The 25,985-nt window shown below is 74.4% G+C and carries 25 protein-coding genes; 10 read left to right on the forward strand and 15 right to left on the reverse strand.

All coding sequences use genetic code 11. From position 1 onward, the window contains the following. Positions 1-127 precede the first annotated feature (127 nt). Positions 128-2,428 carry a hypothetical protein gene (locus ACI79G_RS14485; RefSeq protein ID WP_456881820.1) on the forward strand — a complete coding sequence of 767 codons (2,301 nt, stop codon included), beginning with the start codon at positions 128-130 and terminating at the stop codon, positions 2,426-2,428. Positions 2,429-2,492: 64 nt separating this feature from the next. Then, complete coding sequence (locus ACI79G_RS14490) at positions 2,493-3,500, forward strand: lysylphosphatidylglycerol synthase domain-containing protein (protein WP_456881821.1); 1,008 nt, start codon at positions 2,493-2,495, stop codon at positions 3,498-3,500. A 4-nt stretch (positions 3,501-3,504) separates the two neighbouring features. Here ACI79G_RS14490 and manA read toward each other — a convergent pair whose 3' ends face one another. From manA to ACI79G_RS14515, 5 genes are all read right to left on the reverse strand, one after another. Continuing rightward, entirely contained in the window at positions 3,505-4,719 is a 1,215-nt protein-coding gene (manA, locus tag ACI79G_RS14495; protein ID WP_456881822.1) for a mannose-6-phosphate isomerase, class I, read from the reverse strand. Positions 4,720-5,011: 292 nt separating this feature from the next. Beyond that, positions 5,012-6,157 carry an SIS domain-containing protein gene (locus tag ACI79G_RS14500; RefSeq protein WP_456881823.1) on the reverse strand — a complete coding sequence of 382 codons (1,146 nt, stop codon included), beginning with the start codon at positions 6,155-6,157 and terminating at the stop codon, positions 5,012-5,014. Then, complete coding sequence (locus ACI79G_RS14505; RefSeq protein ID WP_091212999.1) at positions 6,154-6,348, reverse strand: Trm112 family protein; 195 nt, start codon at positions 6,346-6,348, stop codon at positions 6,154-6,156. Before ACI79G_RS14505 ends, ACI79G_RS14500 begins: the two co-directional genes overlap by 4 nt. Then, complete coding sequence (locus tag ACI79G_RS14510) at positions 6,345-7,709, reverse strand: phosphomannomutase/phosphoglucomutase (RefSeq protein WP_456881824.1); 1,365 nt, start codon at positions 7,707-7,709, stop codon at positions 6,345-6,347. Before ACI79G_RS14510 ends, ACI79G_RS14505 begins: the two co-directional genes overlap by 4 nt. 120 nt (positions 7,710-7,829) lie before the next feature. Beyond that, the gene (locus ACI79G_RS14515) at positions 7,830-8,180 is read right to left on the reverse strand and encodes a DUF3499 domain-containing protein (RefSeq protein ID WP_072917856.1); all 351 of its coding nucleotides are present in this window, start codon (positions 8,178-8,180) and stop codon (positions 7,830-7,832) included. 187 nt (positions 8,181-8,367) lie between these two features. Between ACI79G_RS14515 and ACI79G_RS14520 the strand changes: the two genes are divergently transcribed. Next, the gene (locus tag ACI79G_RS14520) at positions 8,368-8,814 is read left to right on the forward strand and encodes a metallopeptidase family protein (protein ID WP_456881825.1); all 447 of its coding nucleotides are present in this window, start codon (positions 8,368-8,370) and stop codon (positions 8,812-8,814) included. A 38-nt stretch (positions 8,815-8,852) separates the two neighbouring features. Next, positions 8,853-9,848, forward strand: a complete 996-nt coding sequence (locus ACI79G_RS14525; RefSeq protein WP_456881826.1) for a hypothetical protein — start codon at positions 8,853-8,855, stop codon at positions 9,846-9,848. Positions 9,849-9,903: 55 nt separating this feature from the next. On the opposite strand, the gene ACI79G_RS14530 is transcribed toward ACI79G_RS14525, so the two are convergent. Together ACI79G_RS14530 and ACI79G_RS14535 are read right to left on the reverse strand one after the other, a co-directional pair. Continuing rightward, positions 9,904-10,716: a hypothetical protein gene (locus ACI79G_RS14530; protein ID WP_456881827.1), complete on the reverse strand. Its 813-nt coding sequence runs from the start codon at positions 10,714-10,716 to the stop codon at positions 9,904-9,906. Between the two features lie 151 nt (positions 10,717-10,867). Beyond that, on the reverse strand, positions 10,868-11,104 hold the full coding sequence (locus ACI79G_RS14535; protein ID WP_456881869.1) for a WhiB family transcriptional regulator: 237 nt from the start codon (positions 11,102-11,104) through the stop codon (positions 10,868-10,870). Between the two features lie 337 nt (positions 11,105-11,441). Here ACI79G_RS14535 and cofD point away from each other — a divergent pair, with 337 nt between their 5' ends. The 3 genes from cofD to rfbA are packed head-to-tail and all read left to right on the forward strand — an operon-like array spanning position 11,442 to position 14,345. Next, complete coding sequence (gene cofD / locus ACI79G_RS14540; RefSeq protein WP_456881828.1) at positions 11,442-12,392, forward strand: 2-phospho-L-lactate transferase; 951 nt, start codon at positions 11,442-11,444, stop codon at positions 12,390-12,392. Next, positions 12,385-13,443 (forward strand): coenzyme F420-0:L-glutamate ligase, encoded by a 1,059-nt coding sequence (locus ACI79G_RS14545; RefSeq protein WP_456881829.1) that lies wholly within the window; start codon positions 12,385-12,387, stop codon positions 13,441-13,443. Before cofD ends, ACI79G_RS14545 begins: the two co-directional genes overlap by 8 nt. 29 nt (positions 13,444-13,472) lie before the next feature. Further along, a complete protein-coding gene (gene rfbA, locus ACI79G_RS14550) occupies positions 13,473-14,345 on the forward strand; it encodes a glucose-1-phosphate thymidylyltransferase RfbA (protein ID WP_456881830.1) in 873 nt (290 codons plus the stop codon). Positions 14,346-14,447: 102 nt separating this feature from the next. Here the strand turns inward: rfbA and ACI79G_RS14555 are convergent, their stop codons facing one another. From ACI79G_RS14555 to ACI79G_RS14570, 4 genes are all read right to left on the reverse strand, one after another. Next, positions 14,448-15,230 carry a DNA-3-methyladenine glycosylase family protein gene (locus ACI79G_RS14555; protein ID WP_456881831.1) on the reverse strand — a complete coding sequence of 261 codons (783 nt, stop codon included), beginning with the start codon at positions 15,228-15,230 and terminating at the stop codon, positions 14,448-14,450. 324 nt (positions 15,231-15,554) lie between these two features. Beyond that, positions 15,555-16,325 (reverse strand): SDR family NAD(P)-dependent oxidoreductase, encoded by a 771-nt coding sequence (locus ACI79G_RS14560; RefSeq protein ID WP_456881832.1) that lies wholly within the window; start codon positions 16,323-16,325, stop codon positions 15,555-15,557. A gap of 139 nt (positions 16,326-16,464) precedes the next feature. Continuing rightward, on the reverse strand, positions 16,465-17,586 hold the full coding sequence (locus tag ACI79G_RS14565; RefSeq protein WP_456881833.1) for a mannose-1-phosphate guanylyltransferase: 1,122 nt from the start codon (positions 17,584-17,586) through the stop codon (positions 16,465-16,467). Position 17,587: 1 nt separating this feature from the next. Continuing rightward, positions 17,588-18,517, reverse strand: a complete 930-nt coding sequence (locus ACI79G_RS14570; protein WP_456881834.1) for a glycosyltransferase family 2 protein — start codon at positions 18,515-18,517, stop codon at positions 17,588-17,590. A 169-nt stretch (positions 18,518-18,686) separates the two neighbouring features. Between ACI79G_RS14570 and glf the strand changes: the two genes are divergently transcribed. Beyond that, on the forward strand, positions 18,687-19,874 hold the full coding sequence (gene glf / locus ACI79G_RS14575; protein WP_456881835.1) for a UDP-galactopyranose mutase: 1,188 nt from the start codon (positions 18,687-18,689) through the stop codon (positions 19,872-19,874). A 163-nt stretch (positions 19,875-20,037) separates the two neighbouring features. On the opposite strand, the gene glfT1 is transcribed toward glf, so the two are convergent. Genes glfT1 through ACI79G_RS14595 form a run of 4 tightly spaced genes read right to left on the reverse strand, consistent with a single transcriptional unit; the run spans position 20,038 to position 24,473 of the window. Further along, positions 20,038-20,964, reverse strand: coding sequence for a galactofuranosyltransferase GlfT1 (gene glfT1, locus ACI79G_RS14580; RefSeq protein WP_456881836.1), 927 nt, complete (start codon positions 20,962-20,964; stop codon positions 20,038-20,040). Next, positions 20,965-21,726, reverse strand: a complete 762-nt coding sequence (gene wzt, locus ACI79G_RS14585; RefSeq protein WP_091213054.1) for a galactan export ABC transporter ATP-binding subunit Wzt/RfbE — start codon at positions 21,724-21,726, stop codon at positions 20,965-20,967. Positions 21,727-21,739: 13 nt separating this feature from the next. Then, positions 21,740-22,609: a galactan export ABC transporter permease subunit Wzm/RfbD gene (gene wzm / locus ACI79G_RS14590; protein ID WP_456881837.1), complete on the reverse strand. Its 870-nt coding sequence runs from the start codon at positions 22,607-22,609 to the stop codon at positions 21,740-21,742. A gap of 7 nt (positions 22,610-22,616) precedes the next feature. After that, a complete protein-coding gene (locus tag ACI79G_RS14595) occupies positions 22,617-24,473 on the reverse strand; it encodes a glycosyltransferase (RefSeq protein WP_456881838.1) in 1,857 nt (618 codons plus the stop codon). Positions 24,474-24,724: 251 nt separating this feature from the next. On the opposite strand from ACI79G_RS14595, the gene ACI79G_RS14600 reads away from it, so the two are divergent. Together ACI79G_RS14600 and ACI79G_RS14605 are read left to right on the forward strand one after the other, a co-directional pair. After that, entirely contained in the window at positions 24,725-25,411 is a 687-nt protein-coding gene (locus ACI79G_RS14600) for a hypothetical protein (RefSeq protein WP_456881839.1), read from the forward strand. After that, the gene (locus ACI79G_RS14605; RefSeq protein ID WP_456881840.1) at positions 25,408-25,977 is read left to right on the forward strand and encodes a hypothetical protein; all 570 of its coding nucleotides are present in this window, start codon (positions 25,408-25,410) and stop codon (positions 25,975-25,977) included. Before ACI79G_RS14600 ends, ACI79G_RS14605 begins: the two co-directional genes overlap by 4 nt. Positions 25,978-25,985 lie beyond the last annotated feature (8 nt).

A 25,985-nucleotide genomic window follows, 5' to 3' on the forward strand; every position in this document is an offset into this window, starting at 1 on the left:
CGCCGGCCGCCGTCTCCGTGCCCGGCGGGACCGTGGGACGGCGGTGGGTGCCAGGAGGGCCACGCACCCGGGAACGACGCACCTCGACCACCACGCACCTCGGGAACCACGGAGGAGAGAGCCCTCGGTGAGCACCGTCGCGCAGCGGTCGACCGGATCCCCGACCGACGGCCGTCGCGGGCACCGGGTCCCCGAGTTCCTGGTGGTCCTCGGCGTCGGCGTGGCGGTCGCGGCGACGATGACCATCCCCTTCCTGCAACGGCACGACTTCTACTACGGCGGGGACAACCCCCAGTCCTTCGTCCCGCTGTGGCACCACCTCGGCCACCTGCTGCGGGCCGGGCAGTGGCCGACCATGGAGCCGGCCGGCTGGACCGGCGGCAACTACGCCGCCGAGGGCACGTACGCACTGTGGAACCCGGTCCAGCTGCTGGACTACGTGCTCGTCTCGTACTTCGACGACCTGGCCACGGCCGCCGCCGTCGTGCAGATCCAGTTCCTGGCCCTGCTCGGCATGGGCGCGTACCTGCTGTTCCGCGAGTACGGCGCCGGTCGGCTCGCGTCGGTGGCCGTCGCCTCCGCCGTCCCCGCCACCGGCTTCACCCTCTACTACGAGGCCAACGGCTGGCCGGCCGGTCTCATGGCGTTCACCTGGGTCACCTGGTTCTGGTGGGCGGCGCGCCGCCAGTCCCGCGGCCACCTCCTGCCGCTGGTGACGTTCCTCGTCGGCGCCCTGGCCATGACCACCGGCAACCCGTACGCGGCGCTGGGGATGGTCGTCGTGCTGGCCGGCATCGCCGTGGAGCTGCTGGCGCGGCGCGACTGGGGGCGACTCGTCGGCATCGTCGTCACCGGTGCGTGCGTCGGGGCGACCGCGGCCCTCGTCTTCCTGCCACTCGTGGGCACCCTGCCGGTGACCGACCGCGAGCAGACCGCGATGCTGGCCAACGACACGTTCCTGGTCCCGCACCTGGGTGACGTCCTGGCCTCCAGCGCGCCCACGTACCTGCCCGCGATCCTCACCTTCGGCGGGGCACTCGTCGAGCGGGTCCCGTCGACCTACGCCACCTGGTTCGCCCTCCCCCTGCTGCCGTGGGTGCGCTGGGGGGCGCTGCGGCGACCGCACCGGCCGCTGACCAGCGTGGCCGTCGTCGCCGTCGTCTTCGCCGTCCTGACCGTCGGCCCGTCGAACCTGTGGCTCTTCCGCTGGCCGATCCGGCTGATCGAGTACCTCTACCTGGCCCTCGGCGTCCTGCTCGCCCTGCTCCTGTCCTCCGGCCCGGCCACCGACCACGTGCGCCGACGGACGACGACGACGGTCGCCGTCGTGGTCGTCGGGGGCTACCTGTCCTTCGCCGTCCGCCCCGACCACCCGTGGCTGCACGTGCTGGCCACGGTCGGCGTGCTCGCCCTGGTCCTCCTGGCCGTGACCGCCTTCCGCCGCCGGGGACGCACCGCCTGGGCGACGGTCCTGGTCGCCGGCACCGTCCTCGTCGTGACCTACCAGAGCGCCGTGCTGCCGCTGCGCGACAGCGGCGCGTCGGACCGGGCGCAGTTCCCGAGCTCGATCGCGCAGGTGCGCGAGGCCTCGTCCGCCTACCGCGGCACGGTGCTGCAGCTGGCCTCCCCGGAGTCGCTGCTGACGGCACCGCGCCGGTACACCGGGCACCTCCTGTTCGGCAACGAGACCCTCATGTCCGGGCACGAGTCGATCGTGCGGTACAGCGGCATGGGGTTCGAGGAGTTCGCCGACGCGCTCTGCACGGGGTACCGGGGCCAGGTGTGCCCCGAGGCGTTCGACCGCGCCTGGCGACCGGCCGGCGACACCGGCGCTCCGCTGGTCGACCTGCTGGGCGTGGAGACCCTGGTGATCGACACCCAGCTGTTCCCCGGCCCTGCCGGTCAGCAACCCCCGCCTGGCTGGTCCCTGGCGACCCGTGACCGGCTGCGCACCGTGTGGGTCCGCGACGAGGCCATCGGGTACGGCGGGCGCCTGTCCTGGGTGTCACCCGGCGTGGACGTCCTGTCCGACGCCGGAACGGGAGTCAGCGAGCAGGTGCGGGTGCGGGCAGCCGAGGCCGGCACGCTGGTCTTCGCCCGGCTGGCCTGGCCGGGCTACACCGCGACGCTCGACGGGGCGCCGGTCGACGTGCGAGACGGTCCCGCCGGGCTGCTGACCGTCGACGTCCCGGCCGGCCAGCACGGCCTGGAGATCGACTTCCGTCCACCGGGTCTGGCGGAGGGGGCCGACGCCCTCGCCGCCGCGGCGCTCCTCGGCCTCGTCCAGTCGGCCGTGTGGCTCGTCGCCAGGTGGCGGTGGGGACGGCGCTCCACGGCGCCGCCGGACGACCCCCGGGCCCGCCTCGGGCCCGACGCCGGGGACGGACGGCGGGAGGACGTGGTCCCGGTGGGGACGTCCGGCCGATGACCGGCCACGACCCGGTGCCGCACCGGACGGCGCCGCACCGAGCGGGGATCGGGGGTGCCCGCACATGACCGGGGACGTCGCCCGACCCCCGACGACGTCGGACCCGGCCGGGACCGCGGCAGCCCCCGGTCGCCGTCCCGCAGACGTTCGGGGCGTCCTGCTCGCCTGGGGCCGGCGGGTGGTGGTCGCCACGGTCATCGGCCTCGCCGTGCTCCAGGTGGTCCGCGAGTGGGACGAGGTGTCGGCGACGCTGCGCCAGCTCCCGTGGCCCCACGTGCTGCTCGCCCTGGTGGCCGTGTCGGGCGGCGTCCTGCTCGGCCCGCTCGTCTGGCGTGCGGCCCTGGCCGCGATGGGTGCCCGGGTCGGGGTGGCCGACGCCGCCGAGATCTACCTCGTCGGCCAGCTCGGCAAGTACGTACCCGGGTCGGTCGTCGCCTTCGTGCTCCAGATGGAGCTGGCCCGATCGGCCGGGGTCTCCCGGGCCCGCGGTCTCACCGCCTCGCTGCTCACCGCCGGGGTCGCGGGCGTGACCTCGCTGCTCGTCGGTCTCCTCGCGGTCCCGGCGCTGGCCGGCAGCGAGCCGGTGCTGCTGTGGATGTTCGCGCTGCTGCCGGTCGGGCTCGCCCTGCTGCACCCCACCGCGCTGACGTTCGCGGTGGACCGGCTGCTGGCGCTGCTGCGTCAGGCACCCCTGCCGCGGCGTCTGGCCGGCGGGGCGATCGCCCGGGCGAGCGGCCTGAGCCTGCTGGTCCACCTGCTCTACGGCCTCCAGCTGTTCCTGTTGGTCGACGCCCTCCCGGCCGGGGCGACGAACCGGGCGCTGCTGCTCGTCCTGTGCGTGGGGACCATGGGGGTGGCGATGACCGCCGGCCTGGTCGCCTTCGTGCTGCCGTCGGGCATCGGGGCACGTGAGCTCGTCATCGTGGGGGCGCTGGCCGCGGTGCTGCCCTATGGGCAGGCCCTGGCCCTGGCCCTCGTGTCGCGCGTGCTGTTCACCGTCGTGGAGCTGGCCTCCGCCGCCGCGGCGGTGCTCGCCGCCCGGCTCTCGGCCCGGCGCGGCACACCCGCCTGACCCGTCAGCGCAGGTTCGTCGTGCTCCGGTAGAGGAGAGCGGGCCCGCGGGCGGTGACCGGCTCCCCCGCCGGGACGAACGCCGACCTCCCCTTCTCCAGCACCAGCTCGCCGTCCGCCGCGGCCAGCACGGCGCGCCCCTCGGTGCACAGCAGCACCTGCGGGCCGGCGGTGGTCAGCGTCCCGGTCCGGTCGTCGAGCTCCACCCGGGTGAGGTCGAAGTCCTCGACCGGCACCGGGTAGCGCAGCCCGCCCGGCCCGAGCACCGGGTGGAGGACCGGGATGCGGCCGTCGGCGAAGTCCAGCACCTCGATGAGGGCCGCCAGGTCGACGTGCTTGGTGGTCAGCCCGCCGCGCAGCACGTTGTCCGAGCTGGCCATGACCTCGACCCCGGCGCCGCTGAGGTAGGCGTGCAGGTTGCCGGCCGGCAGGAACACCGCCTCGCCGGGCGCCAGCTTGAGGTGGTTGCACATCAGCGAGATGACGACACCGGGGTCCCCCGGGTAGGACTCGGCGAGCGTCGCCGCCCAGCGGTAGGTGTTGATGAACTCCGGGTCGTGCGCGGCCACGTAGGAGGCCGCCTTGCGCGCGACCGCCTCGACCAGGGAGGTGCGGCGCCGGCCGGAGAGGGCCAGCAGCTGCGGGATGGCCGCCCGCAGGCCACCGCGTGCCAGCGCCGCGATCGTGGGCTTGAGCTCGGGCAGCTGCAGCTTGGCCAGGCAGTGCAGCGACTCCTCGACCGGCCGGAAGCCGCAGAGGGCCTCGAAGGTGGTGAGCGCGAGCAGCAGCTCGGGCTTGTGCCACGGGTCCCTGAACGTCCGCGTCGGGTCGTCCTTGGGGATGCCCGCGGCCTCCTCGGCGGCGTAGCCGGCCGCCGCCTGCTCCATCGTGGGGTGCGCCTGCAGCGACAGCGGCCGGTCGGCGGCGAGCACCTTCATGAGGAACGGCAACCGCGGACCGAAGCGCGTCACGACCGGGGCACCGAGCAGCCGCTCGGGCTCCTCGGCGATGGCCCGGTCCAGCGGACGGCCGTCGGCCAGCAGGCTCGGCTCGTCGGGGTGCGCCCCCATCCACAGCTCCGCGTGCGGCTGCGGGGCCGGGCTGGGCCGCCCGAGCAGCTCGGGGATCACCGTCCGGCTCCCCCACGGGTAGAAACGGACGGCGCTGGTGAGGGGCCACATCGCCGTGGAGGTTACTGGCCGGTCGAGTGCGGTGGGCATGGTCCGGGCCACACCTCCTCGCGCTCCCGGCGGTCCGGTGGGCGCGGACGCCACCCCCCGGCGGTGCAATCCCAGCCGAGCGCCCCGGCCACGGGGGGCCCTCGCCGGTGACCGGGCGCCCCCGCAGGTCAGTCCCGGACGATGGGAGTCGAGCCGGATCCCTCCGGGGAGGGCGTGCGGCGCCGGTCGGCGCCGCCGTGCCCGCCGCCGTGCCCGCCGCCGTGGCCCTCGCCGTGGGCATCGCCCCGCGAGGCTCCGGCGTGCCGGCCGGCGGCGGGCGGGGCGGCGGTGCTCATGACGGGGCGGACCTCTCGGTGTCCAGTGCCAGGGCCAGGTAGACGGCCGTGAAGTCGGCGACCGCGAGCTGACGGGCCAGACGGGGCAGCCGGCCGTACCGCTCCGGTTCCCCGTGCTCGGCCAGCCCGCTCACCGGGACGTTGGCCGCGGCGGCGCTCCTCAGCGCCTCCCCGAGCGCCTCCCGGGCCGACCGGGGTTCGCGCTCCCCCGCGCCGTCGTGCTCGCCCGCGTCGGCGTCGCGGACGGTGAGCAACCGCAGGCGCCGGCCGGTGTCCTCCGCGCGGTCGCGGAAGAAGTCGTCCTCGCCACCCTCGGGCGCCAGCGGACCGCGCAGCACCGCGCAGGCGGCCACCCGCTGGTCGGGCATCCGGAAGGTGGTCACCGGCAGCCCGGCGAGCGTCGCCAGCTGGTCGGCGATCCGGGTCGCGGCGGTGCCGGCCAGCGGCCCCTCGGCGGCGATCACCGGCAGCGCGTCCAGCAGCTCGAGGGCCAGCGTCTTGGCCGGGTTGACGAAGGACTCCCGGGCCGGACCGCACTCCGTGGCCACCTCGTCGAGGGCCGCCGCGATCGCCTCCAGGTCGGCCGCGCCCTCCGACACCAGGTCCAGGCCGACGGCCAGCTGCAGCATCGGGGTGAGCAGCGACCACAACGTGGTGTGCCGCACCCGGGACCGCGGCAGCGGCACGTAGGGGGCACGGGCCGTGGAGCAGGCCGCGCGCAGCGGGGCGTCCTCGGCGCCGATGCCCAGCAGCGTCACGCCGCGACGGGCCGCCTCGTAGGCCGGGGTGACGGCGTAGCGGCCGGCGCCGGTCCGGGTCACGACGACCGCGATGTCGCTGGGACCGGTCCACACCGGCAGGTCGGGCCCGGGGACGACGTCCACGGTGACCGGGCTGGCCGGCCCGAGGAGCGCCCGCAGCACCTGCGCGGCCACGGCCCCCTCGCGGCGGGCCACGACGACCAGCCCGCGCGGGCGGCCGCCCGCGGTGACCCGGTCCAGGCCGGCCTCCTCGGTCAGCCGGGCGGTCTCGCGGACCTGCGCGCCGGCCCCGGCCACCGCGGGCAGCAGGCCGCGCGGGTCCCGGGCGCGCAGCACGTCGAGGTCGTCGAGGACCTCCTCGGCCAGCTCCGGCGACGTCACGAGCGCTGCCTGGCCTCGTCGAGCAGCAGCACCGGGATGCCGTCGCGGACCGGGAAGGCCCGGTCGCAGGTCGGGCAGACCAGCTCGCCGGCCGCCTCGTCCACCGTCAGCGGGCTGTGGTGGGTGTCGGGGCAGGCGAGGATCTCCAGCAGCGTGGGGTCCAGCCCCAGCGGACCCGGTGTTGTCGTCATGCGCGCACCATCTCCAGCACTCGGTCCCGCAGGGAGCTCATCCGCGCCTCGTCCGGCGCCTCGACGTTGAGCCGCAGCAGCGGCTCGGTGTTGCTGGCCCGCAGGTTGAACCACGAGCCGTCGGGCAGGTCCACGGTCAGCCCGTCGAGCTCGTCGACGGTGACGCCGTCCTGCTCCTCGAACGACTGCCGCACCGCCGCCACCCGGGCGGCGGCGTCGGCCACGGTGGAGTTGACCTCCCCGGAGGCGACGTAGCGGGAGTAGCCGGCGGTCAGCTCCGACAGCGGCCGGCTCTGCTCCCCCAGCGCGGCGAGCACGTGCATGGCGGCGAGCATGCCCGTGTCGGCCCGCCAGAAGTCGCGGAAGTAGTAGTGCGCGGAGTGCTCCCCGCCGAAGACGGCGTCGGTGCGGGCCATCTCGGCCTTGATGAACGAGTGCCCGACGCGGGTGCGCACCGGCTGGCCGCCGTGCTCGCGGACGATCTCCGGGACCGCCCGCGAGGTGATCAGGTTGTGGATGACCGTCGTCCCCCGGCCCCTGGCCAGCTCGCGGACGGCGACCAGCGCGGTGATCGCCGACGGGCTGACCGGCTCGCCGCGCTCGTCGACGACGAAGACCCGGTCGGCGTCGCCGTCGAAGGCCAGCCCGAGGTCGGCGCCGGTCCGGCGGACCTCGGCCTGCAGGTCGACCAGGTTGGCCGGGTCCAGCGGGTTGGCCTCGTGGTGCGGGAAGGAGCCGTCGAGCTCGAAGTACAGCGGCAGGACCTCCAGCGGCAGGCCGTCGAGGACCACCGGGACGGTGTGCCCGGCCATGCCGTTGCCGGCGTCGACGACGACCCGCAGCGGCCGGATGGTCGAGAGGTCGACCAGCGAGCGCAGGTGTGCGGCGTACTCGGCGAGCAGGTCGCGCTGGCTGATGGACGCCGTCCGCTCGGGGACCCGGTCGTAGGAGTCGCGCTCGGCCCACTCGCGGAGGGTCGCCAGACCGGACTCCTGCCCGACCGGGGTGGCGCCGGCGCGGCAGAGCTTGATGCCGTTGTACTGCGCGGGGTTGTGGCTGGCGGTGAACATCGCGCCGGGGACGCCGAGGGAGCCGGAGGCGAAGTAGAGCAGGTCGGTGGAGCCGAGGCCGGCCTCGACGACGTCGACGCCGCGGGAGAGCACGCCCTCGGCGAAGGCCCGCGACAGGGGCACGGAGGAGTCGCGCATGTCGTGCGCGGTCACGATCGCGGTCGCGCCGCTCTCCTGCCAGACGAGCTCGGCGAAGGCCGCGCCGATCCGGCGGGCGACGTCCTCGTCCCACTCGTCGGGGACGACGCCGCGGACGTCGTAGGCCTTGGTGATCGTGGACAGGTCCCGCACGCGGGCGACCTTATCGGTGGCCCCGCTGCAGGGCCCCGCCGCGAGCGGTGGGGGCAGCGGGCGGCCCCGTCCGGGGGCTCGCCGCGAGCGTGCGAGCGGGGAGGGGGACGGGGCCCTTCCTCAGGTGATGTCGGGCAGGACCCGCAGGTGGCCGCGGCGGGTGCCGCTGCCGTCGTCGGCGGGGTTGCGCGGGGGCTCGGGCCGGGCGGCCTCGCGGACGGCGTCGGCCAGGGCCAGCAGGTCGTCCCCGGTCGGGCCGGAGTCCTCGACGTCGATCTCGTGGCGGACGACCTCCCAGCCGCGCGGCACGGTCAGCCGCTCGGCGTGGAACTCGCAGAGGTCGTAGCTGTGCGGCTCCGAGAACGTCGCCAACGGGCCGACGACAGCGGTCGACTCCGCGTACACGTAGGTCAAGGTCGCTGCCGCCGGTTGCGCGCAGCCGCTGCGCGAGCAGCGACGTGACTGCCTCACCACCGGTTCCTCACGGACGGCACAGTAGCCGCGTACCCGGCTGGTTGGCATCAGGCACACCGACTCAGCCCCCCGGGAGGAGCAGCAGCCCCATCCTCCACGATGTCCCCGCGGGCACCGGCCGAGGCGGTCGCTGCCCCGCTCGGGACGTCGGGTCCGGGGCCGGAGCCGTACGCTCGCACCCGTCATGAGCCGATCCCGCCGCGACCGCCACGGCCGCGGGCTGCGCGGGCGCCTGGTGCCCGACGGCGTCCCCCTGGCCCGCAGCCGCGCCGAGCAGTTCGACGACCTCGTCCTGGACGCGGTCGAGGACCTCGAACGCCGGTGGGAGAAGGAGCTCGCCGGGGTCGAGTTCGCCGTCGAGGACGTGCCCTGGGTGGAGCACACCGACCCCGACGAGGTGGTGCTCGACGCCGACGTGCTCGACGACGGCAGCGTGCCGCTGGCCCGCGTCCTGCCCGCGCACCGGGACGGCGCCCGGGAGGTGCCGCCGCGGATCGTCGTCTACCGCCGGCCGCTGGAGCTGCGCGCGCACGACCGCGACGACCTCGCCGACCTGGTGCGCGACGTCGTCGTCGACCAGGTCGCCGTGCTGCTCGGGCGCGACCCGGAGGAGATCGACCCCACCGGCTGAGGCCGAGCGGGGGGCAGCGGCTGCGATGCTCTGTCGCGATGGACTCCTCCGCGCCGGCCGCCGTCCCCTGGGTCGTGCTGGCCCTGGCGCTGCTCGCGCTCGCCGGCCTGGCCGCGGTCGCGCCGAGCCGTCCGCGACGCCCCGCTCCCCCTGCCGACCCGGCGCCGGCACGCCCCGCCCGCCCGGCGCCGCGCTGGCCGGACGACGACCTCCCCGGCTTCCTCGACGCCCCGCCCGGCACGCCCACCCCGCCGCCCGCGGCGGTCGCCGCACCCCCGGAGGAGGACGACCCGCGCCCCGCGCGCCCGGACGGCAGCGGCCGCGCCGTGGCCGGGATGGCCGCCGCGGCGCTGGTGCTGGTCGCGGCGCTGGCCGGGGTCGCCGGGGCCACCGGTGACCCCGGCGAGCCGGCCGCGACCCCCGCGCCCGCACCGGTGACCCCTCCGGGCACCCCGACCCCCACCCCGGCGCCGCCGTCGCTGCCGGCCGTGCCCGCGGACCCGCTGCCGGGCGAGGGCGGCGCGGGGGTGCTGGCCGCCCGCTCGGTGCCGCTGGGCGAGGACGGCGTCGTGGCCCGGCTGACCTTCGGCGGCCTCGTCGTCGAGCGGCAGGCGGTGGGGACGACGGTGGCCTACCCGATGGTGAGCGTCACCGCGGCCGGGGACGGTGGGACGGCGCTCGCCCACGTGCGGCTGCCGACCTGGAACTGCCTGGCCGCGGAGGCGCCCGAGGACCCGGAGGCCGCGGGCTGCGTGCGGTCGCGCACCGAGTACGCCGACCTGCCCTCGCCCGCCCTGACCGTGACCCGGGACGGCGAGGGCCTGCGGCTGACCGGCCGCTTCCCCACCTACACCCGGCCGATCGGCACCGCACCGGCCTACACGGGCCGGGTGTACGACCTGGCGGTCACCGTCTCCCCCGCCGGGCCGGTGCGCGACGGCACCGCTCCGGCCGAGGGCACCGTCTTCCTCGGCACCGACCGCGCCGAGAGCGTGGACGAGCCGGGGCTCAACGTCGTCCGCCACGCCGATTGAGACCCGGCGGCCAACTCCGCGGGAATGGCCGGGACAGGCGCGGGAGCCGGCCGACTCACCGCCGGCCGAGCAGGGCGGCTGGGCCGCCGCCGGACAGCGTCAGCGAGACCAGGGGCGCGCCCATCTCGGTGCGCCAGGCCGTATCGGGAGTGCCCCACCACGGCCGCCGGTCGGCGCCGTCGACGAGGGTGAGCAGGCCCCGGTCGCCGTCGGCCCCGATGGCCAGCTCGACCTGACCGACCGCGGCGTGCAGCCGGGCGGTGACGCGCAGGGCGGTGCGGGTGCGACGGTCGGGCTCGCGGGCGAGCAGCGCGGGCAGCCGGCGGTCCAGCTCGGCGGGGTCCCGGGTGCGGTGCACCGCGCCCGCGGCATCGAGGTGGTCGACCAGACGGGCGCTGCGGGCGTTGGCGAACAACGCCTCGGGCCGCCGTCGGCCGATCGCGCGCAGCGTGGGGTCGCCCAGCGGCAGGCCGGTCAGCCGCAGCGTCCAGGGGCGGAGCACCCGGTCCAGCAGGCCCAGCACGCCGGCGGCCAGCTGCTCGGCGGCGTCGTCGTCGCGGGCCGGGAGGCGGGCCGGGGCCGCCCCGGCGGGTACCGGCAGCCCGTCCCCGAGCAGCGTGGCCGTGAGCCGCGGACCGCCGCGCAGGACCAGGGTCGCCAGCGCCCGCGGGACGCCCGGACCGCCGGGCGGGTCGACCACGACGGCGACCGGCCGGGGACCGGCGAGGCGGGCGCCGTCCAGGGCGACCGCGGCGGTCAGCCAGGGGGCCCGGGCGGTCACCGGCGCACGCAGCGCCGCGAGCAGCGGTCCGGCCGCGCGGAGCTCCCGGACCACGCCGGCCCGGCCGGTCACCACACGCGTCGTCATGCCCCGAACGACACCACAGCCGCCGACGGGATCCGTCGGCGGCTGTGGGGACAGCTCGGAGCTGGTGTCACACGGCGCTGTGTGCGGTGGAGGGCCCCCCTGCAGGGCCCCGCCCCGAGCCTGCGAGGAGTGGGGGCAGGAGGGTCCGCCGTCAGCCGGCGCGGCGGCGCAGGCGGCGGCGCTCACGCTCGGAGAGCCCGCCCCAGATGCCGAAGCGCTCGTCGTTGGCCAGCGCGTACTCCAGGCACTCGGCCTTGACCTCGCAGCCGGTGCAGATCTTCTTGGCCTCGCGGGTGGAGCCGCCCTTCTCCGGGAAGAACGCCTCGGGGTCGGTCTCGGCGCACAGCGCGCGCTCCTGCCAGGACTGCAGGTCGGCGTCCAGGCCCATGCTCCACAGGCCGGCGAAGCCCTGGGGCTGACCCGTGGCACCGCGGTCGCGCTCGGAGGCGTTCACGTAGTCGCTCAACCACGAGACCTCTGCCATGACGATGCGTCCCCTCTCGCTGTCGTCCCGATGTGCGTTCCACGGGACGTTCCCGGGCCGCTCGGCACTCGTTGACACCGCGGGAATTACACGCGTGTCGTTGTGGGGCCGTCAACTCCGCCCGGTGTAAGCGGCCGGTCTCATCAGCCACTCCGGTCACAGGGTGTTCGTCACTTCTCGCTGCACACCTCGACACGCCCGGCGAACAGTGGACAAGTGCCCATCGGGCACGATGACTTTCGTGCACATCGTCGTCCTCGCCGGAGGGGTCGGCGGGGCCCGGTTCCTGGCCGGTCTCCGCTCCGCCGTGCCTGACGCCCGGCTCACCGCGGTCGTCAACACGGGGGACGACGTGACGATGCACGGCCTGCGGATCTGCCCCGACCTCGACACCGTCATGTACACCCTCGGCGGCGGCATCGACCCCGAGCGCGGGTGGGGCCGGGCCGGTGAGAGCTGGACGGTGAAGGAGGAGCTGGCCGCCTACGGGGCCGAGCCGACGTGGTTCGGCCTGGGCGACCGCGACCTGGCCACCCACCTGGTCCGCACCCGGATGCTGGACGCCGGCTACCCGCTGTCCCAGGTGACCGCGGCGCTCGCCGACCGCTGGCGGCCCGGTGTCGAGCTGCTGCCGATGAGCGACCAGCGGGTAGAGACCCACGTCGTGGTCGCCGACCCGGGAACCGGGCGGCAGCAGGCGCTGCACTTCCAGGAGTGGTGGGTGCGCCACCGCGCCGAGCCCGAGCCCCGCGCCTTCGTGCAGGTCGGGGTGGACGCCGCGGAGCCGGCGCCGGGCGTGGCCGAGGCGTTCGCCGCCGCCGACGCCGTGCTGCTGGCGCCCTCGAACCCCGTGGTGTCGATCGGCACCGTCCTCGGCGTCCCGGGGCTGCGGCAGGCGCTGCTGGCCACGCCGGGCCGGGTCGTGGGGGTCTCGCCGATCGTCGGGGGCAGCGTCGTGCGCGGGATGGCCGACCGCTGCCTGCCGGTCCTCGGCGTGGAGGTCACCGCGGAGGGGGTGGGGCGGCACTACGGCGCCCGGTCCGCCGGCGGGCTGCTCGACGCCTGGCTGGTGCACACCGGCGACCGCGCCGACGTCCCCGGCGTCGACGTCCGCGCCGTGCCGCTGCTCATGTCCTCCCCCGAGGCGGCCGCCGCGCTGGCGCGGGCTGCGCTGGACACCGCCGGTGGATGAGGTCCCGCCCGAGGGGCTCTCCGTCCACCCGGTGCGGGGACTGCCGGAGTTCTCCCCCGGCGACGACCTCGCCGCGGCGGTGGCGGGTGCGGCACCGTGGCTGGCCGACGGCGACGTCGTCGTCGTGACCTCCAAGGTGGTGTCCAAGGTCGAGGGCCGGCTGGTGCCCGTCGCGCCCGGCGAGGACCGCGAGGCCGCCCGGCAGCGGGCCATCGACGAGCAGACGGTGCGTCTGGTCGCCCGGCGCGGCCCGTTGAAGATCGTCGAGACGCCGCAGGGCTGGGTGGTCGCCGCCGCCGGGATCGACGCCTCCAACGTGCCCGGCGACGCGCTCGTGCTGCTGCCGGAGGACGCCGACGCCTCGGCCCGGGCCCTGCGCGACCGGCTGTGCGAGCTGCTCGGGGTCGAGGTCGCCGTCATCGTCAGTGACACCTTCGGCCGGACCTGGCGGGACGGGCTGACCGACGTCGCCGTCGGCTCGGCGGGGATCCCCGCGCTGGTCGACCACCGCGGTGCGGTCGACGCCCACGGCAACCGGCTGGAGACCACCCAGATCGCCGTCGTCGACGAGCTGGCGGCCGCGGCGGACCTGGTGAAGGGCAAGCTGGCCGGCATCCCGGTGGCCGTCGTCCGCGGGCTGCCGTTCGACCCGCCGGAGGACGACGCGGGCACCCGGCCGCTGGTCCGCCTCGGTCCCGGCGACCTGTTCCCCTACGGCAGCCGCGACCTGGTGGCGACCCGGGCGCCCGGCGCGGACCTGGTCCCCCGCCCCGGCGAGCTCGACGCCGTCGCCGCGGCGTTCCGGGTGGCGACGACGGCGCTGCCGGAGTTCCCGGTCGTGCTGCGCTACGGCGGCGAGGGCGACGGGGTGGTCGACGTGCACCTGCCGGAGCGGGCCACCACGACGGCGGCGCTCAACCTCGGGGCCCTGGTCGGCGCGGCCGTGGTGCAGCTGCACGCCGAGGGCTGGACGACCCGCTGGGAGCCGGTGGGCACCCCGGGCGGCACCTCACTCGTCGGGAGGTTGTGGCTCGGGTCGCCCGCCTCCTGAGCCGCGGGGCGCCGGTAGCGTCGCCGGACATGCGGGGGATCATCCTGGCCGGGGGTACCGGCACGCGCCTGTTCCCGATCACGCAGGCGGTCAGCAAGCAGCTGATGCCGGTCTACGACAAGCCGATGGTCTACTACCCGCTCTCGACGCTGATGATGGCCGGCGTCCGCGAGGTCCTGGTGATCACCACCCCCGGCGACCAGGAGGCGTTCCGCGCGCTGCTGGGCGACGGCAGCCGGCTGGGCATGCGCATCGAGTACGCCGTCCAGCCGCGGCCCGAGGGGCTGGCCCAGGCCTTCCTCATCGGCGCGGAGTTCATCGGCGACCAGTCGGTGGCCCTGGTGCTGGGCGACAACATCTTCTACGGCGCGGGACTGGGCACGGCGCTGGGCCGGCTGCCCGACCCCGACGGCGGGCACGTCTTCGCCTACCACGTGGCCAACCCGCAGGAGTACGGCGTCGTCGAGTTCGACTCCGACCGCCGCGTGCTGTCCATCGAGGAGAAGCCGGCCGCGCCGAAGAGCTCCTACGCCGTGCCCGGGCTGTACTTCTACGAGTCGTCGGTGGTCGACGTGGCGCGCAGCATCCGGCCCAGCGCCCGCGGCGAGCTGGAGATCACCGCGGTCAACGAGCACTACCTGCACCAGGGCCGGCTCACCGTCACCGTCCTCGACCGCGGCACGGCCTGGCTGGACACCGGGACCTTCGCCTCGCTGCGCCAGGCCACCGAGTTCGTGTCGGTGGTCGAGGAGCGGCAGGGGCTCAAGATCGGCTGCATCGAGGAGGTCGCCTGGCGGCAGGGCTGGCTGGACGACGACGGACTGCGCCGCGCCGCCGAGCCGCTGGGCAAGAGCGGCTACGGCGACTACCTGCTCCGCCTGCTCGACGACCCGGTGATCTGAGGGGCTCGCCCGCTGATCAGCTGAGCTGATCGTCGTGGGTCCTGGCTTGGCACTGGTGGTGAGCCAGGAGCCGCGAGGGTGAACTGAGCTGCTCGTTGCCGGTCAGAACCGGCGGTAGTTCGTCGGCGCGACGCGCGGGCCGCGCCTGGGCGGGCGGCTCCCCCCGATGCCCAGCAGCCGGACGACGCGCTGCCGCTGCCCACGCCAGGGCTCGAGCAGCTCCATCATCCCGTCGTCGTCGGTCCTGCGGCCGGCCAGCGACCAGCCCACCAGGTTCTTCAGGTGGTAGTCGCCGTAGCTGACCGTGTCCGGGCAGCCGAACACCCGCTGCACCACCTCGGCCGCCGTCCAGACGCCGATGCCCGGCACCGCCCGCAGCCGGCGCTGCAGGTCGGGGCAGTCCACGGCCTCCTCGGGCTCCAGCCGCGCCGCGACGCTGGCCACCGCCCGCAGCGCGCGGCGGCGGGCGCCGTCCAGGCCGCAGCGGTGCCACTCCCAGTCGGTCACCGCCAGCACCCGCTGCGGGGTCGGCGGCACGCGCATCCCCTCGGGAGCGGGACCCGGCGCGGGCTCGCCGGCCAGCCGCAGCAGCGCCCGCCACACGCGGTGCGCCTCGATGACGGTCACCTTCTGCTCGAGGACGGCGGGCACCAGCGCGTCCCAGGTGCGCCCGGTGCGGCCCAGCCGCAGCCACGGTGAGGCCTGGTGCACGCGGGTGAGCAGCGGGTGCCCACTGGGCTCGAACTCCTCGGGGCGGTCCTCGGCGCCCAGCCACGCGGGCACCCCTGCCCCGGCCCGCTCGGCGCCGGGCCCCCACGCCGTCACACGCACCTCGCCGCTGCGGACGGTCAGGTGCACCGTCGCCGGCCCGTCGGGCGTGCTCACCGCCCGCCAGCAACCGTCGTCGACGTGGCGCAGCGCCGGATCGCCGGCGCTCCGCTGGTGCGGGAAGAGGGTGCGGCGGACGTCGAGCGGCCAGTCCGGCCGCCAGACGTCCTCGAACGCCGGGGCCTCGAGGGTGGTGCTGGTCAGGACGTGCTCCCTGGGGAAGAGGGCCGCGCAGGCACCACCCGCGTGGCGGACCGGCCGTCTCGGCGGGCCCGGGCACCGGCGGTGCTCGGGGAAGGGTAAGCCCGTTGCCCTCCGGTCCCGAGGTCGGCGCTCCCTCACGTCGACGCCGGTCCCGTCGGCGGCCCCGCCCCCGTCAGGTCAGCGCGGCGCCATCCGCAGCGCGCCGTCCATCCGGATGACCTCGCCGTTGAGGTAGCCGTGCTCCACGATGTCGAGCGCCAGCTGCGCGAAGTCCTCGGGGCGGCCGAGGCGCTTGGGGAACGGGATGCCGGCCGCCAGCGCCTGCCGCGCCTCCTCGGGCAGGCTGCCCAGCAGCGGGGTGTCCACCAGCCCGGGGGCGATGGTGCAGACCCGGACGCCGACGCTGGACAGGTCACGTGCCGCCGGCAGGGTCATGCCGACGATGCCGCCCTTGGACGCCGAGTAGGCCACCTGCCCGATCTGCCCGTCGTAGGCGGCGATCGAGGCGGTGTTCACGACGACCCCGCGCTCGCCGTCCTCGTCCGGCTCGGTGGCGGCCATCGCGGCGGCGGCCAGCCGCAACACGTTGAACGTGCCGACCAGGTTCACCATGACGGTGCGGACGAACGGGTCGAGGTCGTGCGGGACGTTGCCCTTGCCCACCGTGCGCTGGGCCCAGCCGATGCCGGCGCAGTTGACCGCGATGCGCAGCGGCCGGTCCTTGCCGGTGGCGTCGGCGATCGCGGCCTGCACCGAGTCGGCGTCGGTGACGTCGGTGCGGACGAAGGTGGTGTGCCCGCCCAGCTCGGCGGCGAGCTCCTTCCCCTTCTCCTCCTGCAGGTCGAGGACGGTCACGGCCGCGCCCCGCGCGGCCAGGGCCCGGACGGTGGCCTCCCCGAGGCCCGAGGCCCCACCGGAGACGACAGCGGCGACGTCGAAGCTCTTCACGTCCAGGAAGTTATCCCGGAGGCAGGCCTCCCTGCAGGCAGGAGGACCCCCGTGCCCCCACCGCTCGCGCGCTCGCGGCGGGCCCCTGCAAGGGGCCGGAGTCCTCCGCCGAGCGGCGGGGGGGCAGGGAGGTCCTCCTTCAGCTGAACCGTGACCCGTGCCTCTCCTCGACGGCGGCGAGCAGCTGCTTGACCCGCTCGGCGTCGGACACCGGGCAGACCATCGTGACGTCGGCGGTGTGCACCACGACGCTGTCGCGGACGCCGACGAGGGCCACCAGGTGGTCGGGGTCGTCGCTGAAGACGATGTTGCCGGCGGTGTCGAGGCCGACCACGAGCCCCGCGACGGCGTCCTCCCCCACCCGCTCGAGCGTCTGCGCCAGGGCCGGCCACGAGCCGACGTCGAGCCAGTCGACGTCGAGGTCGGCGACCAGCACCCGCCCCGGCTCGGTCGCCGCGGGCTCCAGGACGGCGTAGTCGACGCTGGTCGTCGGCAGCGCCGGGAAGACCTCGGCCAGGACGGCGTCCCGCTGCGGCCCGGCCGGGACGGCGACCACGCGGGCCAGGCCCTCGGCGGTGGCGGGCAGGTGCTCGGCCAGCGCCTGCAGGACCGTGGCCGCCCGCCAGACGAACGTGCCCGAGTTCCACAGGTACTCCCCCGAGGCCAGGTAGGCCTCGGCGGTGGCGCGGTCGGGCTTCTCGCGGAACGACGCCACCTCGGCGACCCCGGGCACCCCGGTCGGTGCGCCGCGCTGCACGTACCCGAAGCCGGTGGCCGGGGCGGTGGGCCGGATGCCCAGGGTCACCAGCGAGCGGGGCCGCGCGGCGACGGCGTCGTAGGCGGTGGCCAGGGCCGCGGCGAACCGCTCGACCGGCCGGATGACGTGGTCGGCGCTGACCACGGCCAGCTCGGCGTCGGGGTCGACGTCGGCGATGAGGGCCGCGGCCAGGCCGACGGCGTTGGCGGTGTCCCGGGCGACCGGCTCGAGCACCAGCCGGTCCGGGCGCAGCCGCGGCAGGGCGGCGCGCACCTGCTCGCCGAAGCGGGCCGGGGTGCACACCCAGATCCGGTCGGCCGGCAGCACCGTCTCCAGCCGGGCGAACGCCTCGGCCAGCAGGCTGTGCGGCGGGCCGTCCCCGCTCGCCACGACACCGCCGATGCTGTCGCTGAGGATGTCGAGCAGCTGCTTGGGCCGCCCGCTGCGCGACAGCGGCCACAACCGCGTCCCCGCCCCGCCGGCCATCACGACCGCGTACCGCACCTCAGCCCCTCCGGCGGCGGGCCCCACGGCCGACGCCCTCGGCACGGCGCTGGAAGCGGGCGCCGGCGGCCACCCGGCCGCTCACGTAGGAGACGAGCATCCGGCCGCCCAGGCCGGCGCGCAGGGCCAGCCGCAGCGGGGCGTGCCGGCGCAGCGGGTACTGCCCCGAGAGGTAGCGCAGCGCGCTGGTGTGGTGCACCCGCTGCATGCGGTGCGGCTGGCGCCGGGTGGCGTGCCCGCCCTCGTGCTCCACCACCGCCGACGGGGCGTAGACGTGCAGCCAGCCGCGGCGGGACAGCCGCTCGGCGAGGTCGACGTCCTCGAAGTACATGAAGTAGCCGGGGTCGAAGCCGCCGACCGACCAGAAGGCCGCGACGTCGACCAGCAGGCACGAGCCCGACAGCCACCCGGCCGGGCGCTCCCGCGGCGCCTCGCGCTCGCGGCGGTAGCGCGCCGTCCACGGGTTGCCCGGCCAGGCCCAGCCGAGCAGCGCGTGCCCGGCACCCGTGGACAGCCGTGGCAGGTCGCGGGCCGAGGGGTAGAGCTCGCCCTCCGGGGTGCGGATGGCCGGGCCGACGGTCGCCGCGCGGGGCCAGCGGGCGGCCACGGCCAGCAGCTCGTCGACCGAGCCGGGGTCGAAGCGGACGTCGGGGTTGGCGACGACGGCGTAGCCCTCGGTCAGGCCGGCCATCCCGGCGTTGACCGCGGCGCCGTAGCCGACGTTGCCGCCGGTGCGCAGCAGTCGCACGTGCGGGTGGCGGGCCGCGGCGCGCTCGGGGGCGCCGTCGGTCGAGCCGTTGTCGGCGAGGACGACCTCGACCGGCCGCGTGGTGGCCTCGCCCAGCGACTCGACGAAACCCTCCAGGGCCTCACCCGGGGAGTACGTCACCGCGACCACGCGGAGGGGGACGTCCGGCGGTGGTGCGCTCACGCGGGGAACCCTACGAGGCCAGGGGGAACGTCACCGGGCCCACCCGGAGGCCCGGGACGGCGGGCCTCGTGGGGCTCCAGGGAACCGGTGTGACGTGGGGGACGGGCCCGTCACACCAGTCCCCGTTTCGCCCGGGTCGGGCCGTTCTGCGCCGGTACAGTCGCGAAACGTGACTCAAGCCAGTCCTGATCTCGTCGTCGTCGGCTCCGGGTTCTTCGGCCTCACGGTCGCCGAGCGGGTCGCCACCCAGCTGGACAAGCGCGTGCTGGTCATCGACCGCCGCAGCCACATCGGGGGCAACGCCTACTCAGAGCCCGAGCCCGAGACCGGCATCGAGGTGCACGTCTACGGCGCCCACCTGTTCCACACGTCCAACGAGCGGGTCTGGCAGTACGTCAACCAGTTCACCGAGTTCACGAACTACCAGCACCGCGTCTTCAGCATCTACCAGGGAAAGACGTACTCGCTGCCGATCAACCTGGCCACCATCTGCCAGTACTTCGGCAGGAGCTTCTCCCCCGACGAGGCCCGTGCCCTCGTCGCCGAGCAGTCCGGCGAGATCGACACCGCCGAGGCCGCCAACCTCGAGGAGAAGGCGATCTCGCTGATCGGCCGCCCGCTGTACGAGGCCTTCATCCGCGGCTACACGAAGAAGCAGTGGCAGACCGACCCCACCGAGCTGCCCGCCGCGGTCATCGCCCGCCTCCCGGTGCGGTACACGTTCGACAACCGGTACTTCAACGACACCTACGAGGGTCTGCCGAAGGACGGCTACACGGCCTGGCTGACGCGGATGGCCGACCACCCGAACATCGAGGTGCGGCTGGACACCGACTACTTCGACGTCCGCGGCGAGCTGCCGACCGACGTCCCGACGGTCTTCACCGGCCCGATCGACAAGTACTTCGACTACGAGGCCGGCGAGCTCGGCTGGCGCACCCTGGACTTCGAGACCGAGGTCCTGCCGGTCGGTGACTTCCAGGGCACCTCGGTCATGAACTACGCCGACGAGGACGTGCCCTTCACCCGGATCCACGAGTTCCGGCACTTCCACCCCGAGCGCGACTACCCGACCGACAAGACCGTGGTCGTGCGCGAGTACTCCCGCTTCGCCCAGACCGGCGACGAGCCGTACTACCCGATCAACACCCCCGAGGACCGCGCCAAGCTCGAGCGCTACCGCGAGCTGGCCGCCAAGGAGGCCGCCGAGAAGCGCGTCCTCTTCGGTGGGCGCCTCGGCACCTACAAGTACCTCGACATGCACATGGCGATCGGTTCGGCGCTGACCATGTTCGAGAACCGCATCCGCCCCTTCTTCGCCGAGGGCGGCGCCCTCGACGGTCGCCTGGAGGACTGACGCTCACCAGCCACGACACGCGCGAGCGACCCCGTTCGGACCTCCACCCGAGCGGGGTCGCGGCCGTTAACGACGGAAATCTCAGCGGTCCGCGATCAGCGACAGCCAGCCACTCATGCGACTGACTCTTGTCCGACCATCGCGTCAAGGCCGTGTAGAGCCGTCAGGCTGCGGGGGTGAACCGCTCACGGCGGCCGGCCCGCAGCAGGCGCAGCCACTCGCGGTACCCGGCCACGTCGCGCCGGGTCACCAGGAAGAACCAGGAGAAGCGGACCAGCTCGAGCGGGAGGAGCCAGCGCATCCCGGGCTGGCGCATCAGGTACCCGCGGTTGCGGTAGGTGTAGTAGCGCTTCCACTCCGCCTCGGGGTACTGCGCGGACAGCCGCCCGCCGAGGATCGGCTTGAACTCGTCCCGGCCGTTGGGGTGCAGGTAGGTGGCGTCGAGCGCCGTCCCGAAGGGCAGGCCGGCGCGCACCAGCCGGCGGTGGATCTCGGTCTCGTCGCCGCGGGCGAACAGCCGCAGGTCCGGCACGCCGGTCTGGGCCAGGGTCGCGGCGGCGAAGAGCGCGCCGTTGAACAGGGAGGCGTAACCGGGCAGGAAGTCCTGACCGCCGAGCCGGTCGCGCTCGCCCTTCCAACGCAGCCCGGTGCGCACGGGGAACGCGAAGCTGCCGGGTGCGTCGATGTCGGCGACGGCGGGCGAGACCTCGGCCAGCCCGCGCTCGCGGGCCACCGACAGCAGGGTGGCGAGCACGTGCTCGTCGGCGGGCCGCCCGTCGTCGTCGGCGCACCACACCCAGTCCGCGCCCTCCGCCAGGGCCGTGAGCATCCCCAGGGCGAAGCCCCCGGCCCCGCCCAGGTTGGCCCGGGAGAGCAGGTAGGTGTGCGGCAGCCCGCTGGCGCGCACGACCTCCTCGGCCGGCTGGTCGGGCCCGTTGTCGACGACGACGACGGAGTCGACCGGGCGGGTCTGCACCGCCAGCGCCTTGAGCGCCTGGGCGAGGGACTCCGGCCGGTGCCGGGTGACGATGACCGCGACGACGCGCTCGTCGTCCGGGCGGGTGGGGGCCTGCGGTGCCGCCTCGGACACTCAGCCCCCCGAGGCCGCGTGCTCGCGGCCCTTGTACGCGTCGAGGACCTCCTCGAGCGGCCCCTGCTGCTTGATGGTGCCGTGCTCCATCCAGAGCGCCGAGGTGCACAGCTGCTTGAGCAGGTCGTTGGAGTGCGAGGCGAAGACCAGCAGGCCGGCGCGGTCCACGAGGTCCTTCAGCCGCCCCTTCGCGCGCTCGAGGAACGCCGCGTCGACCGCGCCGATGCCCTCGTCGAGCAGCAGGATCTCCGGGTCGATGCTGGTCACGACGCCCAGCGCCAGCCGCACCCGCATGCCGGTCGAGTAGGTGCGCAACGGCATCTGCAGGAAGTTGCCGAGCTCGGTGAACTCGGCGATGTCGTCGACCCGCGCCTCCATCTGCTTGCGGCTCATCCCGAGGAACAGGCCGCGCACGATGATGTTCTCCAGGCCGGAGATCTCCGGGTCCATGCCCACGCCGAGGTCGAAGACCGGCGCGACCCGCCCGTTGACCAGCGCCTGGCCGCGGGTCGGCTCGTAGATGCCCGACAGCAGCCGCAGCAGGGTGGACTTGCCGGCGCCGTTGTGGCCGACCAGCGCCAGCCGGTCGCCCTCGGAGACGTGCAGGTCGATGTTGCGCAGCGCCTCGATGACGACGACCTTGCGCTCGTTGGCCGCGACGTTGCCGCCCACCACACCGAGGACGGTGTGCTTCAGCGACCGCGACTTGGCGTCGAAGATCGGGAAGTCCACGCTCGCGTCGCGGACGTCGATGCTCACCACGGTGGCGTCCTCCTCAGACCCAGTACGCCACGCGGCCGCGGTAGCGGCGCATGACCAGCAACGTCAGGGCCCAGCCGACCACCGCGATGCCGATGACGATGAACCAGGTGTGCCACTCCTGGTCCTGGCCCAGCATCGGCCGGCGGATGAGCTCCACGAAGTGGAACAGCGGGTTGATCTCGACCCACCGTGCTCGCTCGGCGACGGCCGGGTTGTCCAGCAGGACGTCGTACATCCAGACGATCGGCGTCAGGAAGAACAGCAGCTGGACGACGCTCTGGGTCACCGGCGGCAGGTCGCGGAACCGGGTGCTGATGATGCCGATGAGCAGCGCCACCCACATGCCGTTGACGACCAGCAGGCCGAACGCCAGGAATACCGAGAGGTCGGTCCACCGCAACGGCTGCGGGAAGACGACCAGCATGACGGCGTAGACGATCAGGTTGTGGGCGAAGAACAGCGTCTGGCGCCACACCAGCCGGTACACGTGGATGCTGATCGGCGCCGGGAGGTGGGTGATCAGCCCCGAGTTGGCGACGAACACCTCCGAGCCCTCGCTGATGCACCCGGAGATGAAGCCCCACACGATCATCCCGACGAGGACGTGCGGCAGCAGCTCCGCCAGCTCGAGGCCGAACAGCGCGGAGTAGAGGATCCCGAGCGCGATGGCGGTGACCGCCATGCTGATCGTGATCCAGATCGGGCCGAGGACCGAGCGCCGGTAGCGCTGGCGGATGTCCTGCCAGCCCAGCTGCAGCCACAGCTCCCGCTGCTCCCAGCCGCGGCGGAGATCGCGGAACGCGGAGCGGAAGTCGCGACCGGGGGGCCGCACGTGCGGGGGGAGGTCGGGCGCGGTGGGCGCGGCGGTGCTGCTCGTCGACATGTGGGGCCTACTCGGCCTCGCCGTCGAACAGCCGCCGCCAGTTTTCGCGGCTGGTCAGCTCCGGCAGCGCCTGCCGATAGGCCGCGGCCGCAGCCGGGCCCTCCTTGGCCAGGCGCAGGCAGGCCGCCGCGCTTTCTCGGACTAGCCGCAGGGCCGTCTGCTTGTCGAACTCGCGGATTCGCACACCTTCCTGCGAGGCGTCGGTGACCACGACCTTGCGGAAGCGTGAGACGTGCCACCACTGCGAGTCCTCGAGCGTGACGTTGGCCGACCCGACGTTGCGGTCGGTCAGCTGCCAGAGGATCCGCTTGGCCAGTACGGCCTTGAGCATCGACGGGTGCGGGGCCGCCCGCTCGGTGGGCTCGCCGCGCAGCGGCAGGCCCGGCACGTCGGAGGCGGAGTGCTTGACAGTCTCCGGGTAGACCCGGCGCAGCTCGCGCACCTCTGCCAGGGCCCGCTGGCCACCGTCACGCAGCAGCTCAGGGCCGGCCAGGAAGTCGTCGATGCCCTTGATCGCCGTGGCCGCCAGGCCGTACTGCATCGAGGTGATGTAGGCGAGCACGCGGCTGAACAACACCCGCGCCAGGCCCTTGCTGGCGAACCCCGAGTGCAGGGCCGCGGTGATCAGGCTGTTGCGGACGCTGAAGTACCGCGACCAGTCGTCCTGGTCCTTCCACGTGAAATCGGCGTGCCAGACGCCGGCGCCGGGGAGGGTGACGGTGGTGAACCCGTTCTCGCGCGCCCGGTAGCCGTACTCGATGTCGTCCCACTGGAAGAAGACCGGCAGTGGATAGCCGGTCGCCGAAACGATCTCCGAGGGCAGAATCGCGCTCCACCAAGCGTTGTAGACGCCGTCGACGCGCAGCTCCTGATTCTCCTGCGTCATGTCGGCGTTCCACATCGCCCGAGGCACGACCTTGCCCGCCTCGAGCGTACCCAGGTCGGCGTACTCGGCGCTGGTGTGCAGGCGCTTGGGATGCAGGGCGTAGAGCATCTGCGCGCCGACGATGATCGGCTGCCGCGCGGAATTGGCGAAGGACGTCAGCCGGATGATCGACTCCGGCTCGAGGACGATGTCGTCGTCCATGAACAGGACGTTCGCGTGGTGCTCGGCCTCGACCTCGGTGATCTCATACATGCCACGGGTGAAACCGCCGGCACCGCCGAGGTTGGCTTGGGTGATGTAGCGCATACGACCTGCGAGGTCGGCCTGGACCTGCTCGAACTCCGGCTGCGCCGAGACCCGCTTGTCGCCTTGGTCGATGACGTAGACCTTGTCCAGCTCGCCGAGCGCGGGGAGGTCGGCGGCCAGCGCCTGCAGGGTTTTGATGCAGTCCGTGGGTCGGTTGTGCGTGCAGATGACGACGGCGGTCTTCCGCGGTCGCGGCGGGTCGGCGATCGTCCACCGGGCGTCGGAGATTCGCAGCTCGCCCTCGCCGGAGCGGAAGTCCGCCCAGATCGCCCCGCCGTCGACGAACTTGTCGATGGCCACGGTCAGCGAGACCCGGCCGTCGCCGTCGAACTCCTGCCCGCCCACGGTGCGCGGCTCGCCGTGGAAGTCGCTGGCAAAGAGCTCCACGACCCCCTGACCGGAGTACTCCGCCTGGAAGGTTATCTGCGTGACTCCGGTCCAGCGCTGCCAGTACGAAGCGGGGACCCGGCCGAAGTACGTGTTGGTCGTCAGCGCCGAGTGCGGGTTGAGCGAGAAGGAGGTGCGCTCAAGGCGGACGCGGCCCTGGACACGCTTGGCGTACAGCTCAGCCGGCAGGCCGAGCGCCGGCGGCAGCGTCAGCACCCGTTGCGCCAGAGTGGCGGCGTCGGTCTGCTGGGGTGCGGCGGCGGGCTCGGCGGAGATGGTGGTCATTGGAATGTGCGGTCCTCAGAACGACGGCATGACGTGGCCGGCCCGCTCGGCGGTTGCGCCTGGTCGGACAACCCACCGGCCGCGTCGGGAACGGACTCCCCGGGCCGGGTGACGACCGCAGCATAACCGCGTGGCCCAATCACGGCCCGGCATCGAGGGGAACGTCGGACCCCATCCGTCACACCCCTCCCTGGAGGGCCACCCGCCCCGGCAGAACCTGTGCGCCACGGGCACTTGCTACCGTCGCCGGAATGGCAGTGGCAGATCCGATGGTCGGTGCGCCGACCCCGGTGACCAATGGTCTGGAACTCGTCGCCGGGCTGGTCGACGCCTACACCGGCCGCACCCCGGTCGAGACGGTCGCCGTCGTGGGCAACGCCCCGGTGGACCCCGACCCGGCCCGCTCGGCGGCCATCGATGCCGCCGACCTCGTGATCCGGGTCAACGGATTCGCCCTCGACGGGCCGCGGCACTGCCGAGGATTGGGCACCCGCGCCGACGTCGTCGTCATCCAGTGGCTGGTGCAGGCAACGCCGTGGGTCTTCCAGGACTACCGCTCCCGGCTGTACCTCTACAACGAGCCCGGCGCGATGTACTTCGACGGCGAGCGGCTGCCCCGCTGGTGGCCGGCCGACCTCGGCCTGGTCCCCGTCCCCAACCGCGAGGTGAACCAGCCGCTCTCCCGCGCGCTGGGGTTCGACCCGGCGCAGCCGCGGTGGGCGACGACCGGCACGGTCGCCGCGCACCTCGCCCGCCTGCTGTACCCGCGGGCCCGACTGCTGTTGGCCGGCTACTCCTTCCTCGACAGGCCTGTGCAGACGACGTGGGAGCACGCTTACGGCGACCCGATCCTCCTCACCGAGGACCACGAACTCATCGCGGAGGCGACCATGATCCGCAGCTGGATCGACACGGGCACCGCGGAGTTCCTCCGGTGAGTGGCCGGGTGCACCGGCTCGCGGGCGCGGCACGGCAGAACCCGGTGTGGGCGCGGGTGCAGCGCAAGCTCGACGCCGTCGTCGCCGTCAGGATTGCCCCCGCGCTGCAGGACGTGCACGACCGCGTCGAGCACGGTGACGCCGACGTGCGGGCAGAGTTCCGTGCCGAGCTCCACGCGCTGCGCCGACACGTCGACGAGCGCTTCGACGTCCTTGCCGCTGACCTGCGGCGGGTGCACGACGACCTGCGCCGAGTCGCCGACGAGCTGCGCAGCCTGCGCGACCATTACGGTGAGGTGACCTTCGACCTCAACCGGCTGGGCCCCCAAGTGGCCGCCCTCGAGGTCCGCATCGCCGACCGGGAGCGCCCCGACGGCCCAGTCGAGGTGGGATCGGAGAATGACCTCACCGAGGCCCGCCGCCTGCTCGATGACGTAGTGCGCGAGCACGAGCGCATCCGGGTGCGGTTCAGCGGCATCGCGCTCTACGAGGAGCGACTGCGCAAGCTGGAGGCCGCCCGTTGGCCCGGCTCCTTGAACCGCTCGGACGGCGCCGGCACCGCCTGAGCGCCGAC

It is taken from the genome of Geodermatophilus sp. SYSU D00779 (genome assembly GCF_054050595.1).